Annotated in this window: 14 protein-coding genes; 1 reads left to right on the forward strand and 13 read right to left on the reverse strand. The window is 64.7% G+C overall.

Annotation, left to right across the window (positions count from 1 at the left end; genetic code table 11):
* Positions 1-5 precede the first annotated feature (5 nt).
* The 11 genes from ACIBH2_RS04585 to ACIBH2_RS04635 all read right to left on the reverse strand — a co-directional run bounded on the left by ACIBH2_RS04585 (position 6) and on the right by ACIBH2_RS04635 (position 10,367).
* Entirely contained in the window at positions 6-662 is a 657-nt protein-coding gene (locus tag ACIBH2_RS04585; RefSeq protein ID WP_397113415.1) for a GAP family protein, read from the reverse strand.
* 35 nt (positions 663-697) lie between these two features.
* On the reverse strand, positions 698-2,383 hold the full coding sequence (locus ACIBH2_RS04590; protein ID WP_397113417.1) for a SulP family inorganic anion transporter: 1,686 nt from the start codon (positions 2,381-2,383) through the stop codon (positions 698-700).
* A gap of 29 nt (positions 2,384-2,412) precedes the next feature.
* The gene (locus ACIBH2_RS04595; RefSeq protein WP_397113419.1) at positions 2,413-3,072 is read right to left on the reverse strand and encodes a GAP family protein; all 660 of its coding nucleotides are present in this window, start codon (positions 3,070-3,072) and stop codon (positions 2,413-2,415) included.
* A gap of 71 nt (positions 3,073-3,143) precedes the next feature.
* The gene (locus ACIBH2_RS04600) at positions 3,144-3,563 is read right to left on the reverse strand and encodes a hypothetical protein (RefSeq protein ID WP_397113421.1); all 420 of its coding nucleotides are present in this window, start codon (positions 3,561-3,563) and stop codon (positions 3,144-3,146) included.
* A gap of 101 nt (positions 3,564-3,664) precedes the next feature.
* Positions 3,665-4,618 (reverse strand): tetratricopeptide repeat protein, encoded by a 954-nt coding sequence (locus ACIBH2_RS04605; protein WP_397113423.1) that lies wholly within the window; start codon positions 4,616-4,618, stop codon positions 3,665-3,667.
* A 147-nt stretch (positions 4,619-4,765) separates the two neighbouring features.
* A complete protein-coding gene (locus ACIBH2_RS04610; RefSeq protein WP_397113425.1) occupies positions 4,766-5,152 on the reverse strand; it encodes a DUF5655 domain-containing protein in 387 nt (128 codons plus the stop codon).
* Positions 5,153-5,196: 44 nt separating this feature from the next.
* A complete protein-coding gene (locus ACIBH2_RS04615) occupies positions 5,197-5,589 on the reverse strand; it encodes a hypothetical protein (RefSeq protein WP_397113427.1) in 393 nt (130 codons plus the stop codon).
* A 246-nt stretch (positions 5,590-5,835) separates the two neighbouring features.
* Complete coding sequence (hsaA, locus tag ACIBH2_RS04620; RefSeq protein WP_397113429.1) at positions 5,836-7,005, reverse strand: 3-hydroxy-9,10-secoandrosta-1,3,5(10)-triene-9,17-dione monooxygenase oxygenase subunit; 1,170 nt, start codon at positions 7,003-7,005, stop codon at positions 5,836-5,838.
* Between the two features lie 103 nt (positions 7,006-7,108).
* On the reverse strand, positions 7,109-8,227 hold the full coding sequence (locus ACIBH2_RS04625; RefSeq protein ID WP_397113432.1) for a cytochrome P450: 1,119 nt from the start codon (positions 8,225-8,227) through the stop codon (positions 7,109-7,111).
* An 8-nt stretch (positions 8,228-8,235) separates the two neighbouring features.
* Positions 8,236-9,501 carry a glycosyltransferase gene (locus ACIBH2_RS04630; protein ID WP_397113434.1) on the reverse strand — a complete coding sequence of 422 codons (1,266 nt, stop codon included), beginning with the start codon at positions 9,499-9,501 and terminating at the stop codon, positions 8,236-8,238.
* A gap of 5 nt (positions 9,502-9,506) precedes the next feature.
* Complete coding sequence (locus ACIBH2_RS04635) at positions 9,507-10,367, reverse strand: SDR family oxidoreductase (RefSeq protein WP_397113436.1); 861 nt, start codon at positions 10,365-10,367, stop codon at positions 9,507-9,509.
* A 196-nt stretch (positions 10,368-10,563) separates the two neighbouring features.
* Here ACIBH2_RS04635 and ACIBH2_RS04640 point away from each other — a divergent pair, with 196 nt between their 5' ends.
* Positions 10,564-11,433, forward strand: coding sequence for an SDR family NAD(P)-dependent oxidoreductase (locus ACIBH2_RS04640; RefSeq protein ID WP_397113438.1), 870 nt, complete (start codon positions 10,564-10,566; stop codon positions 11,431-11,433).
* Here the strand turns inward: ACIBH2_RS04640 and ACIBH2_RS04645 are convergent.
* Positions 11,415-12,452 carry a 3-oxoacyl-ACP synthase III family protein gene (locus ACIBH2_RS04645; RefSeq protein WP_397113440.1) on the reverse strand — a complete coding sequence of 346 codons (1,038 nt, stop codon included), beginning with the start codon at positions 12,450-12,452 and terminating at the stop codon, positions 11,415-11,417. The two genes, ACIBH2_RS04640 and ACIBH2_RS04645, sit on opposite strands and share 19 nt — an antisense overlap.
* Positions 12,449-13,504, reverse strand: a complete 1,056-nt coding sequence (locus ACIBH2_RS04650; protein WP_397113442.1) for a ketoacyl-ACP synthase III family protein — start codon at positions 13,502-13,504, stop codon at positions 12,449-12,451. Before ACIBH2_RS04650 ends, ACIBH2_RS04645 begins: the two co-directional genes overlap by 4 nt.
* Positions 13,505-13,506 lie beyond the last annotated feature (2 nt).

The following is a 13,506-nucleotide window of genomic DNA, read 5'->3' on the forward strand; positions in this document are numbered from 1 at the left end:
CGCTTTCAGCTCAGGTCCACGAGGCCGCGCACGGTGAACAGGGCCCCGAATCCGAACAACACACCCAGTGACAGCGCTCGGCTGTGGCGCAGCATCCAGTCCTGGGCGGTGTCGAGGCCGGTGCGGGCGCGTTCACCGAGCGCGGCGTAGATCCCCATGGGGATGAGGAAGTCCAGCGACGCGGCGATCAGCAGCAGCAACGTCGCGAACAGTGCGGCGGCGACACCGACGTCGGAACTCGAGATCGCGCTCATTCCCGCCATCATGATGAACAGATTCGGGTTGATCACACCGAGTGCGATGCCGATGACGAAAGCCTTACGCGGACCGGCTGTTTCGAGCTCGCGCAGCAGACGTGGCCGTTCGGCGACCGGCCCGGGCCTGCGCACGGCCATCCAGCATCCGATCGCCAGGAACAGCAGCCCGACCACGAGACCGGTACCGTGCGTGACCTCCGAGGGAGTCGATTCCGGTTCGGACGCGCCGCCCAGCAAAGCCGATATCGCGACCATGGCGTACACCGCGAGGAATCCGCCGCCGAGTGCGGCGGCATTGGGTATCGGTCGCCGTGAATGCAGTAGCAGGACGCATCCGATCACCGCGCCGGGCGTGATCAGCAGCCCTACCAGTTCGGGTAGAAGTCGCACCAGCAGCTCACCCATACTCGGCTCCTCGTCTCGAAATCCCTACAGCAGCCTCAGGATTCGGCGTTCTCGGGAAGATCGGCCACAGCGGCGCGGACAGTCGGATACACCGGCACAGACGCGTTTCCCGGTGCGGCGGAGCCCAGTTCGTCGCCGAACTGACCGATGGATCGCGCGATACGGAAGTCGATGCGACGGCGGGCCAGGCTCTCGCGCAGTTCGGTGAGCATGGCGGCGGCGCTGACATCGATGGTCGGCGAGGTTTCGGCGTCGAGCACGACCAGCCGGGTGCGGTCGGTACACAGGTGCTCGATCCGTTCGCGGACGTAGTCGGCGTTGGCGAAGAACAGCCCGGATTCCACCCGCACCACCAATAGATCCGGCCGCCGTGGCAGGTCCGGGTGACGGTCGGCGTCCAGCCACAGGGAACCCTGCTGGGCCAGCGCCGCCACATGCGGTTGTGAGGCCCGATAGATCAGCAGCACCATGGAGATGCCGATCCCGATCAGCAAGCCGGGCAGGGTGTCGAACAGCAGAACTCCGGCCATGGCCGCCATGGCCGCGGTGAAGTCGGCGCGGGCGGCGCGGCCGTAGATGCTGCCCAGGCGCTCGGTCCAGACGCGGTAGAGCCTGCGCAGCGCCGCGATATCGACCAGTTCGATCACCGCGGCGATCACCACACCGGCGAGGGTGGCCTCGGGCAACTTCTCGAACATGCCGGTCAGGAACAGCAGCGTCAGCGCGGTCAATGCGGCGACGATCAAGCCGCTCATCTGCGTCTTGGCACCGGCGGAGCCGTTGACGGCGGTTTTGGACAGACTGCCGTTGACCACCATGCCCGAAGTCAGACCCGACCCCAGATTGGCCGCGCCGAGTCCGAGGAGTTCCCGATTGGGCTCCACGGTGTAACCCGCTTTGGCCGCATAGGTTTTCGCCGCGCCCAGACCCTCGGCGAATCCGATCAGCACCACGCCGACGGCGGGGCCGAGCAGGTCCAGGTAGTCATGGAAGCTCACGTTCTCGGGCAGTCCGATACTGGGCAGACCCGCGTCGATGTGCCCGACGATGTCGACGCCGCGCTCGTCCAGACGCAGTGTGGCCACGGCGAGAATGCCGAGCACCACTGCCAGCAGTGATCCGGGCACCACAGGGAGCCAGCGCCGTGATCCGAGTACCACGGCGAGGCTCAGCGTGCCGACAAGCGCTGTGCGCCAATTCGTTTCACCGAGATGAGTGAGGACGCCCCACGCTTGTTCGAAGAAGTTGCCCTCATGCTTGTCGAGGCCGAGCAGTTTCGGCACCTGCCCGATGATGATGGTCAGCGCCAGACCGACGATGAATCCTTTGAGGACAGGTTCGGAGATGAAGTTGGCCACGAAACCGAGACGGACGAGTCCCGCGAGCAGCCCGGCTATACCGGTGGCTACCGCCAGGGCGGCCGACAGCGCCACATAGCGGTCGCTGTCGGCCCCTGCCAGCGGCGTGATGATCGCCGCGGAGAGTGCCGCCGTCGCCGACATCGGCCCGACCACCAGATGTCGGGAACTGCCCGCCAAGGCGTAGAGCACGAGTGCGGGTAGCGCCGCGTACAGCCCCACTACCGGGGGGATACCCGCGATCGACGCGTAGGCCAGGGCCTCGGGCACCAAGACCGCCCACACGGTCAGGCCCGCGATCACATCGGCGCGCAACCACTGCGGTCGATACCCCTGCAAGGATTGAAACACCGGCCATGCCATGGCTGCCCTCCGTTCCCGTGCGCGGGGACCTACAGTCCGCCGATGCCTTTGCCGACCACGGTCGCACCCATCACCAGCAGCACGACCGCCATGACCGCGTGATTGTTGGCTTGCAGCCACTGCCGCGTCGTATCGAGGGTGCCGCGCAGCCGATCTGCCGCGAGTGCGTGGCCGCCTACCACCGCGACGACGCTCGCTGCGGCGAGTACGGTGAACACCGCTGTGGCGAGCGCCTTTTCACCCGAGTTCAGATCGCCGCCGCCGATCGTCACGCCCGCCGAGGCGCACAGCAGCAGGTTCTTGGGATTCACCGCCGCCAGCGCGGCACCCAGCCCCACGGCCTTGGCGACGGTGAAGTCGTCGATGGCCCGCATCCAGCCCGGTGGTGCGCTGTCGGCGCGCTGTCGCCATTGGGCTGCCGCCAGGACCACGAGCACCACGCCCAGCGCGATCTTCACCCAGGAACCCGCCGTCGATGCCGCGCGATCGTCGCTGCCGCCGACGATTCCGGACAGCAGTACCACCACCGTGGTCGCGACGGCGATACCGGCCACCCAGCCGATGGCGAAACCGGTGCCCGCTCCGGAGGTATTGCGGGAGAGGATCATCAGAATGGCGGCGACAATGGGGATCGGCGAGAGCGCCACACCCACCGCGAGTGGAAGTAGATCTCCGAGGACACTGCCCATCGCGTCACCGTACGGGCCGGGCCGCGTCCGATGCTCACCTGATTCGGGTGAACTCGGCCGGTTCAATCGTGCTAGCGCGGCGTCCTGTTTGCCAGCCACATGGTCAGGGAAGGAAACACAACCCCGATCACCAGGGCGGTCAAGATGATCTCGGCTGGAATCGACGGTGACCCGGTGTCAGCGAGAGGCTCGTGTGGTCGATCGGCGGTAATGCCGCACAAGACGAGAAACAAAGCGAAATCCGCTATGAACAGCCAACATCCACCGACGATCACCGCCGGACGCCCGATCATCGCGCCAACCGCCAGCGCGATGGCCCCGATACCGACGATGATCGCCTTGACGATCAGAAGCTCGTTCACGCCGGGCACGAGCCCTTCGTCGGGTGCCCCGTCCACCAACCATGCGAAACCGTAGACGAAGACGAGCCCCGCGCCGGTCGAACCGCCGAGTCCCGCATGAACCCTTGCCCATATCGGTGCCGATCTCATGAGATGACTTCAGCACGGCGGTGTGGAAGATCTGTGAAGAAGTTGGCCGGAAAGCGGAGCGACACACTCAGCCTGGTACTCGGGATGCCGTGGTGGCCGCGTCAGCTATGACGCTGGCGTTCCCAGGCCAACCGGTCGATTGCTCTCGCGATCAATGTCGCACGATCGGCGTTCGGATGGGCGCGGCGCTCGTAGTCGATGAGTCGTTCTGCCGTACTGCTGTTGCCCGCCACCAAAGCGAGCAGCGCGCGGTAGTCGTGTGGCGCGGGCGGTGCCGGTCTCGGCGGGGCTGTTGGTGCGGGCCGGGGTGCCTCGGTGGCGGGTGAGGGCGTATCCGCATCGATCCTCGGGCCGAGGGATCTACAGACCACTATTGCGGCGAGGCCGCCGACGATCATCGCGCCGCCCCCGAACACCAAGCCGAGCCCGCCACCGTCCTCGTTCTCGCGTTCGAGAGCCTCGACCCTGTCCTGGTAGGTCTCCCTGAATGCCTTGCCGTTCTGAAACGTTATGCACGACTCGTCGGGCTTCATGGGTTTGCCATCACAGGTGGCGGTGGTCGCCGCGGGGGCTTCGGTGTCCTCTCGCGCCCAGTTGGCGGTGCCGATGACGACCGCGATGACGCCACAAAGGATCGCGCCGAACGCCGCCAGCATCAGCAGTGTGAGCGCCACCAAACCGGCTCGCGTAGCCACGCGTCGCGCGGTCGATACCTCGTCCCGTATATCCGAAGGTTCGGTCGGCGACTGCTGGGTGGCTTCGTGTGACCAGTAGTCCGCTTCGGCTGAATCACCCACACGCTCTCGCAGCAATGCCGACAGCCCACGCATCGCGTCGGCATGTCCGGCGACGGCTGCCTTGCGGTACCACAGCTCGGCTTCATCGACCCGATCGTCTTCTGCGAGAAGCGATCCCAGATTGAACATCGCGGCCACGTGGCCCATCACGGCAGCTCTGCGGTACCAGGTTTCGGCACCTGCGTCGTCTCCCCGCTTCTGGAGTCGCGCCCCGAGATCGTTCATCGAGCCCGGTTCGTAAGGCTCGAACTCGCTCACCACGGACCCCCCACGCATCGACATCGAATCCGATTCGTACGTTACGCGACGACATTCAGCACGGATGCCTGATCCTCAGAGCGCGATTCGTGCGGTGGGCAGCAGTGAACTCGCGCAAGCGATCTCGTGCTGGTCGGGGCCGTCGCGTCATACGCTGCCGAATCGGTAAGCGGCCGCGACCAATTCGGCCAGTGCTGGATCGCGCGCTTCATCCAAGGAGTGCACAACGACCAGATGGTTCCAGCGCGACGCGCCGATCTGGGTGACTCGATACACCGGTGGCCCGTCGAGCCTCTCGGCCATCGCGAGCATGATCTGCACTGTGCCCTCGGGGTGGGTCTTCGTAACGTTGTAGAGCCAGATCCACGCGAATTTCCGTCGCACCCCGAAGGTGATCTGCGAACCGACGCTCATCTCGCATGCGCCCCGCTGGTCGATCAATTCCCGGAGCACGGTGAAGATTTCGAAGGAGTGCGGTTTTCCCTCGAAGTACTCGCGGACCCGCTGCTCGGTTCGCTGATCGAAGTCCGGCATGAGTTCAGCGTAATCGGTCCCCTATTCGCCGCGAACCCGTGCGGTCACGGTCGGTCGACGTCCGGCACGATCACTTCGGGCTTGAAGATGACCCGGTAGTGATCCGCGCTCACATTGGCGGGCTCGAGCTGTTCCACGAAATAGGTCACGTTGTCACTCAGGCCGAGAAAGTGCTTCTTGTACTCGCCGCCCGCGGTCTTACAGACGACCTCGAGCTGGTTGCCGTCGTCACTGATATTGCATCGCCCCTCGATGGAGAGGAGGTACTTGTCGGTGATGCCGTTGACGAAGACGACGCGGCGCGCGATCTCGAACTGGTCGGCGGCCTTGCTGATGTTCTCCGACACCACATCGGCGTCGGATGAGCAGCCCGCCAGTGCAACTCCGCCGACGAGGGCGATGGCGGCGACAGTGGCGGACACTCTGAAGGTACTCATGGCTTTCCTTTGGAAGGTGGTTCCATCAACTCGCTGCGGCCGCGTCCCCAGGCCTCGGCTGCCGCGTATGCCCAGACCGTACGTCGGCTGACGGGTTCGAGAAACCCGTCGAAACGTGGGGCATTCGCCGGAGCTCCACACCGAATCTCCTTGACGGCCCGGCGCGCCCGCGCTAGCGCCTCCGTCATCCTCCATCGGAAAGCGCCGAAAGCCGCTGCATTGCAGCGGCTTTCGGCGGCAAGTGGACTACACCATCGTGTCGGTGATCGGCAGGCCGAAGGCATGGGTGCCGAACATGGCGTAGGCGCGCTCCGGGTCCTGTGACGCGTGCACGCGACCTGCGTGGGCATCACGCCAAAACCGCTGTAGCGGAGTGTTGTCGCCCAGCGCGCCCGCACCGGACGCTTCGAACAACCGATTGATCGAGGCGATGACCCGGCCGGTGGCGCGAACTTGGTCTCGGCGGGCGGCGGCACGCAACTCGAACGGCACCTCGCGACCAGCTTCCAGGTGCGCGTATTCCTCGGCCACGTGGCCGGACAGCTGCCGCCATGCGGCGTCGATATCACTGGCCGCCTCGGCGATCCGCACCTTGGCGAACGGGTCGTCCTTGGCCTGCTCACCGACGTATGCGGCACGCACCCGCTCCCCCTGCTGCTCGACATGTGCCTCGTAGGCGCCGAAGCCCATTCCGATGATCGGCGCGGTGATGGTCGCGGGATGGATGGTGCCCCACGGCATCCGGTAGAGCGGTTCGGTGTTCTGCTGCAGGCCGGGTGCCTTCAGCGCGGTCATCGCTGGCATGCTCAGAAATCGGTGCCGTGGCACGAAGACGTTCTCGACCACAACGGTATTGGAGCCGGTGCCGCGCAGGCCGACCACGTGCCACACATCGTCGATTCGGTACTCGGAACGAGGGATCAGGAACGAGCCGAAGTCGACCGGCTTCCCGTTCTTGATCACCGGGCCACCGACGAAAACCCAGTCGGCGTGGTCGCTGCCGGAGGACCAGGCCCAGGAGCCGTTCACGATGTAGCCGGAACCGTCGTCGGTCACCACACCAGCACCCATCGGGGCGTACGAGGACGAGATCCGGACCTCAGGATCCCGGCCCCAGACCTCCTCCTGGGCGCGCTGGTCGAACAGCGCCAGATGCCAGTTGTGGATGCCGAGGATGCCCGCGCACCAGCCGGTGGAGCCGCAGGCGGCGGCGATCTTTCGAACGGTGTCGTAGAAGATCACCGGATCGCAGGCGTAGCCGCCCCACTGTCGCGGTTGGACGAGCTTGAAGAATCCGGTCGCCTGGAGGTCCTTCACCGTCTGTTCGGGAAGTCGACGTAGGTCTTCAGTGTCCTGTGCTCGCTCGCGAAAGGTCGGCAGCAGCGCCTCAACCCGTTCGACTACTTCTTGCGTCATCTCGCCCGTTGCTCCTGCCCGCCGATGGGCCGACGTCTAGGCCATTCGGCATCTATTCGGTGCCATTGAGACTAGAACACGTTCTCGTTTGGCGTCGACTGTTTCATGACCACGCGACGGGAAGCGAGGTCAGCCGCTTCGTCACGAGCTCGCCGCGCGTAGTCAGCGAATCGGGGTCGACCGCCAGCCGCAGCGTTGGCAGACGAGTCACCAGCTGACGCAGGGCAACCTGCAATTCGAGGCGCGCGAGGGGCGCGCCGGTGCAGTAGCGATGGCCGAAACCGAAGGACAGGTGGGCGCCGTTCGCCCGGGACACGTCGAACCGATCCGCTTCCGGAAATACCTCCGGATCGCGGTTCGCCGAGCCCATGTCGAGCAAGACGAGGTCACCCGCCCGCACGGTGATGCCACCGATATCCAGATCCGACCGTGGATAGCGAACGAACTCGATGTCGTTCAGCACGCGCAGAAGTTCTTCGACCGCACCGGGGATCAACTCGGGACCGTCGACCAGCTTCTGCCATTGCGCAGGGTGCTGGAGGAGCGTCAGCAGTCCACTTCCGATCGCCTTGATCGTTGTCTCCTGACCGGCCACGAGTAGAACCATGCCCAGCCCGGCAACTGTGGCGTCGTCGATGCCTTCCACCTCGCTCAACCGCGAGAACACGTCGTCGCCGGGATTTCGACGCTTGCGCTGGATCAACCCCTGGCTGTACGTGAAAAGGTCGGAGCGCGCCTGCCGTGAGCGAGTTCCGTCGCGTTCGTCGAGCACGGCGTCGCTCCACTCGCAGAAGCGTTCGCGTTCATCGCCCGGTACACCCATCAGCTCGCAGATTGCCAGTACCGGAAACTGATTCGCGAAGACGGTCTGGAAGTCCACGGGCGCTCCATGTTCCACCATGTCGTCCACCAATCGACTCGCGAGCGCCTCCAGACGAGGACGGAGCGCGCGAATTCTCGTCGGCGAGAACAACGGTGTCAGCAACGAGCGCCGCCACGCCATGTCTTCCAGCTCGGTCTCGAAATTCCCGAGCGGACCTCCGAAAAGGACCGACGAGGACCTGCGGGGTGCAGTGTCGGGCGTCGGATGTGAACGACCCAGCCGCAAGTCGGCGAACATTTGTCGCACCGCGGTGTGACCCGTCACCAGCCACGCATCGTCGCCTACCTCGGTGACCACATGCCGTATCGGGCATACGCCTCGGTTGCTCTCGGACTCCATGGCACTCCTCACACATCGCCGCGCAGTGCGCGGCTGGACGCGAAGTTTCCGCGCTCGACCAGTACCGACAGATGCCGATCCAGGAACTGGTCTGGGGTGGTCTGTCCGGCGATCTCCGCCGACAGTTGTTGGGCACTCGAAGAAAAGACGGCATCGCCGAGTATTCGAATCAGGTAGTCACGAAACAGCTCGCGAGTGAACTCGGCCTGAGGCAGAACCATCCCGCAGCCGAATCCTGTGATGACACGGTCGCAGATCATGCGATGCTCCGCGGTGAACGGTATGGCCAACTGCGGCACTCCCATGGATGCCGGAGTCATCACCGCACCGGCCGCGCCCGTACTGACGACGCAATCCGAATGCCGCAGAACGTGATCGAACGGAGCATCCGCGAGGACGGTGATATTCGCTGGCACCGAACGCAGCCGAGACACCTGCTCCGCGGGCAGCAGCAGGAACGCGCGGACCGGAAGCTTCGCCACCACAGCCATCAGGTCATCGACAAGGAAAGAGCGAGAACCGAACATGATGTCCACGAAGCGTGACCACAGGATGCAAACAGTTGGCACAGTGCAAGGTGGGAGCGGCAGATCGGCTTGGCCGCCGTTGTATGGAATGTAGCGAACCTTTACCGCGCGAGCGTCGTTCATGGTTGTGACGGCCGTTGGGGTCGGGTCGACAACCAGGTCGTGTGACGGAATTCCGTCGGCAGGCGGGGAACCGAGCGTGGCGAAGTAGCCGGTCAGGTCGACCGGCTTGAATACCACCCCCGTCTCGTTCTCTCGATTTCCGATCGGACCCCAGAGATGGCATACCGATGGAAGCCCCGAATTCGCGGCGACCCAGAGACCTTCCTCGCTGAGCGGATCGCTCAGCACGAGGTCGGGTTTCCACTCGGTTGCGAACCGCATAGCTCGATCGAAGTTGCCGCGCTGTTGCGCGATGAGAGTCGGTAGCCGATCGCGGAGGTAGCCGCCGCGGTCGAAGTCCGTCGGAGACTCGAGCGGGGCACCGGTTTCGGGATCGGTGAGCCCGTGGTCCGGCATCGTCCTCGACTCGAGGGCCTGCAGAACATTGAACAGGCGGGCCCGCTCGACAATGCTATTGCCCTCGAACAGCACAAGGGACCGCAGACCTGCCCGCTGGATCGACGTGACAAGTCCTGTGGCACAGGCGACCACGACATCATGTCCGCGATCGCGCACGGCCCGGGCCAGCGGCACCATGGGGTAGAGATGGGAGTTGTAGTCCGAGACGGTGATCAGAATTCGCATTGCGTTCAGGCGTTTCGCAGGACTTGGGGCGCGATCGCGCGATGGAAGCCCTCGTAGGGCGCGGAGTTCTCTGCGCCTTGCAACGGGTACATTTTCGTGTTGCGCGAGGCGCCACCATCGACGGCGATGCACTGGCCTGTAATGAATGCGGCGGCCGGGCTGAGCAGGAACACAATGGGCGCGGAGATTTCCGCCTCACTCGCCAGCCGCTGCAATGGCACGTGCCCGCGGAGTGTGCGCACAACTTCGCTCTGCAGGTAATTGTCCAATCCGCTGGAGGCCACCCAGCCGGGTGCGACCGCGTTCACTCGTACACCGGCGTGGGCCCACTCGACCGCAGCGGTTTCGCTGAAGTTCAGCATGCCCGCTCGCGCCGCACCCGAGTGACCCATGCCAGGCATTCCACCCCACATGTCGGCGAGCATATTGACGATGGATCCGCCACCGGTGCACATAGATTGGTTGAACACCTCACGCGCCATCAGGAACCCCCCGGTGAGATTGTTGTTGACGACCGCCTCCCAGCCGACTCGGCTGATCGCCGTCAACGGTGCCAGGTATTGGCCGCCCGCGTTGTTGACCAGACCATGAATGACGCCGCGTTCCGCGACAACGGTTTTCACCGCTTGCTGGACCGCGGATTCGTCACGAATGTCGAAGGCCTGAGAGGAGCACTCACCGCCATCCTCGCGGATCTCGGCCGCCACCTTTGACAGTTTCTCCGGCTTACGGCCCGTCAGAACCACATGCGCGCCAAGCGAAGCCAGCTCGTGCGCAATGCAGCGCCCTATGCCCGATCCGGCACCCGTGACGATAATGGTCCGATCCTCGAACAGGTTCGGGGCGAATACGGAACGGTATCGCATCGTCTCTCCGTTCAATTACGAATAGCTCGAGCCGACCGATCCGGTCCCCGACGCCGTTACGAAAAGTGTTGCACCCCAATAATGCTCATTCGAATAGCGGCGCACAAGCACACCGCCATCCTGGCGGCCGACCCGAGCTGTGGGTTGTCACCGGACCGAGCGACGAATCCCTGCGTTCCGCCTAGCATCCATAAGCATGTTTGGAATCGGGGAATTGACGCATCTGGTCAAGCACAGTTTGGATACGCAGGTCAGCCTCGCGCGACTGCGGCGGCGGCACACCCTGGAAGACCGGGTGGCGCGACGGACCGTGCTGATCACGGGTGCGTCGTCGGGGATCGGGCGCGCCGCCGCGTTGCGGATAGCCGCGGCCGGAGCAACGGTTGCCTTGGTCGCACGGCGGGAGGAGGAGCTGCGTCAGGTGTCGGAAGAGATTGCCGCGCAGGGCGGTACGGCAGTGGCCTACCCCTGCGATCTCACCGACTTCGACGCACTCGATTCGATGGTCGCGCAGGTGCTCGCCAAGCACGGTGGAGTAGACGTCCTCGTCAACAACGCTGGCCGCTCGATTCGCCGCCCGGTAGCCGAATCCTATGACCGATTCCACGATTACGAGCGCACCATGCGGCTCAACTACTTCGCGTCGACCCGCCTCATTCTCGCGGTGCTACCAGGCATGCGTGAGCGCCGTGACGGTCACGTCGTATCCGTCTTGTCGCTGGCCAATCTGTTCGGCGGTGCGAACTACAGTGCGTATGTCGCCTCCAAGGCCGCGCTCGACTCGTTGACGTCGAGCCTGCACATCGAAACCCGCTCCGAGAACGTGCGGTTCACCTCGATCTACATGCCACTGGTGCGCACCGCCATGGCAGCCCCGAATCCGCGCCATCGGAATTCCGCCGCGCTCAGCCCGGAGGAGGGCGCCGGGGCGATCTGTGACGCCATCATCGATCGCCCCCGTCGCATCGGGCCCGTCCTCGGGCGCTTCGCCGCACTGCTGGACATCACCCTCACCGAGCGTTTCGACGAGGTCCGCAGTATCCGATTTCAGGAGGGCCGGTCCTGAAGGACCGGAGCCGCCCATCGCAACAGCGCGGCAGCAGAAGCCATCCCGGCACCGAAACCAGCCAGCAGCACCAGATCACCGTCGCGGAGCGCTTCGGCTCGATGGGCAATGTCGAGGGCTACCGGCACCGAAGCAGCGCCGATATTGCCGCAGTAGCGCACCGGCAGATGGGTCGTCGCCGCTGCCAATCCGGTGACCTCGGCGAGTTCGGTCACGAGTCGGGCATTTGCTTGGTGCGGCACGAAATGGTGCACGTCGGAAGGCTCGTAGCCGCACCGCTTCAGCAGTGAAACCAGGTGCGCCGGAACATTTCCCAGCACGAATTCACGAACCGCCCGGCCCTGCATGTGCAGCGAATGGCCGCCCTCGGCGAGCGTCCGCGCCGAGGGCGGCTGTCGACTGCCGCCAGCGGGCAGACTGATCAGCTCGTGAACGTCACCGCGGCAGGTGATGTCGATGTCGATCAGGCTTCCCTCGTCCGTGCCATCGCTGGCCGCGCCGATCACCACCGCCCCGGCACCATCTCCGAAGAGCACACTGGTCGCGCGGTCACCGAAGTCGACGAAACGGGACCAGACGTCGGCCCCGATCACCAAACTCGTAGCCCCTGGCCGAAGGACCGCGTAGGCCTGCGCGACCGATAGCGCCGTCACGAAACCCGAACAGGCGCTGTTGATGTCGAGGCACGCGGCCCGGTAGGCACTCAGGGCACGCTGAACCAGCACGGCGGTCGCCGGTACCGGCTGATCGCCGGTAGTCGTCGCGACGATGATGTAGTCGAGCCGGTCCGCTGGGACGTTCGCCTGGTCCAGTGCGGCCAGCGCCGCGTGGACGGCCAAGTCCGACGCGGCTTCGCCGGGGGCCGCGTAACGCCGAGAGCGGATGCCGGTCTTTCGCTCGATCCATTCGGCCGACGCCCCCGGGACGCGCTGCGCGATCTCCTCGTTGGTGACGACCCGCTCGGGCAGGTAGGAGCCTGTCGCGAGTACGGCCACGGCAGGATTCGGTGACCTGTTCATGCTCTTCTGTCTCCTGATTCGGCGACGGCCTGCACGATCACGCATGTCCAGGTGAACCCACCACCGACACACAACAGAGCTGCGAAGCGGCCCGGCTCCAGGAGCCGATCATCAGCGATCCGGGCAATGTCCGCACCGCAATCCGCTGGCCCGAGATGACCTGTATCGCGGTAGAAACTCCTTGTATCGACGTTTCGAAAGGCCTCCAGCACGGGCCGATACATCTTCTCGTTCGCTCTCTCGCTCGAACGAGGTAGCACTATCAGTCGCAAATCATCGTCATCGACGTTCGCCTCGACCATCGCCTCGTGGAGTACTTCGTACACCATTTCTCGGCTGATCTTGTTCATTACGCGGCGGCCACCGACGGCATCGAAGGCCGCAGTCCATTCCGCTTCCGACAACTGAGTTGGGATTCCGTGCTCCATCGGCACGGTGGCGAATTCTCTACCGCCTCGGCAGAGCGCGTCGAAGTTGGAGTGCGTCCGCGTGCAAACGCTGGCAATTCGCAGCCCGTACCCGCCCGGATGTTCTTCCGACAAGACGATGGCCGAACCACCGTCACCCAACACATATGCGGGCTGATTGTTCCATCGGTCCACACCCGGCATTACGAACCGGTCGGCCGCTGTCACCAGCGCGACGTGGACTCCCGGATCCGAGCTCAGGCGCATCGCCGCATCTTGTACTGCGAGCACGCCGCCATCGCATCCTTGATGGATCGTCATCGGCAGACAATTGACCGCACCGATCTCGTTGGCGATGTAGTGCGCGGGCGACCACAGGTCGTGACCTTGGTAGTAGATCCACGAATGAATCAAGAGGTCGATTTCGGCCGTCTCACGGCCCGCGATGTCCACGGCCAGGTTCGCCGCTCGAACGGCCATCTCAGGGGCCGAGACATCGGCGGCGACCGCGATGGTGTCGGCTGCCTTCGCGGCTGCTGTTTCGGCGTCGATTCGACCACGGGCCACCGCGGCGGCCGCCGTATCGCGACCGGGCGGAATCCACACGGCCGCCCCGGCTATCCAGACGCACTTGTCGAATCGCATGT

Origin of the sequence: Nocardia sp. NPDC050406, from assembly GCF_044459025.1 — a bacterium.
Lineage (GTDB): Bacteria > Actinomycetota > Actinomycetes > Mycobacteriales > Mycobacteriaceae > Nocardia.

Coding starts and splice junctions, on each gene's coding strand:
- ACIBH2_RS04585 (WP_397113415.1), bottom strand. CDS start 662: ATGGGTGAGCTGCTGGTGCGACTTCTACCCGAACTGGTAGGGCTGCTG.
- ACIBH2_RS04590 (WP_397113417.1), bottom strand. CDS start 2,383: ATGGCATGGCCGGTGTTTCAATCCTTGCAGGGGTATCGACCGCAGTGG.
- ACIBH2_RS04595 (WP_397113419.1), bottom strand. CDS start 3,072: ATGGGCAGTGTCCTCGGAGATCTACTTCCACTCGCGGTGGGTGTGGCG.
- ACIBH2_RS04600 (WP_397113421.1), bottom strand. CDS start 3,563: ATGAGATCGGCACCGATATGGGCAAGGGTTCATGCGGGACTCGGCGGT.
- ACIBH2_RS04610 (WP_397113425.1), bottom strand. CDS start 5,152: ATGCCGGACTTCGATCAGCGAACCGAGCAGCGGGTCCGCGAGTACTTC.
- ACIBH2_RS04615 (WP_397113427.1), bottom strand. CDS start 5,589: ATGAGTACCTTCAGAGTGTCCGCCACTGTCGCCGCCATCGCCCTCGTC.
- hsaA (WP_397113429.1), bottom strand. CDS start 7,005: ATGACGCAAGAAGTAGTCGAACGGGTTGAGGCGCTGCTGCCGACCTTT.
- ACIBH2_RS04625 (WP_397113432.1), bottom strand. CDS start 8,227: ATGGAGTCCGAGAGCAACCGAGGCGTATGCCCGATACGGCATGTGGTC.
- ACIBH2_RS04630 (WP_397113434.1), bottom strand. CDS start 9,501: ATGCGAATTCTGATCACCGTCTCGGACTACAACTCCCATCTCTACCCC.
- ACIBH2_RS04635 (WP_397113436.1), bottom strand. CDS start 10,367: ATGCGATACCGTTCCGTATTCGCCCCGAACCTGTTCGAGGATCGGACC.
- ACIBH2_RS04640 (WP_397113438.1), top strand. CDS start 10,564: ATGTTTGGAATCGGGGAATTGACGCATCTGGTCAAGCACAGTTTGGAT.
- ACIBH2_RS04645 (WP_397113440.1), bottom strand. CDS start 12,452: ATGAACAGGTCACCGAATCCTGCCGTGGCCGTACTCGCGACAGGCTCC.
- ACIBH2_RS04650 (WP_397113442.1), bottom strand. CDS start 13,504: ATGCGATTCGACAAGTGCGTCTGGATAGCCGGGGCGGCCGTGTGGATT.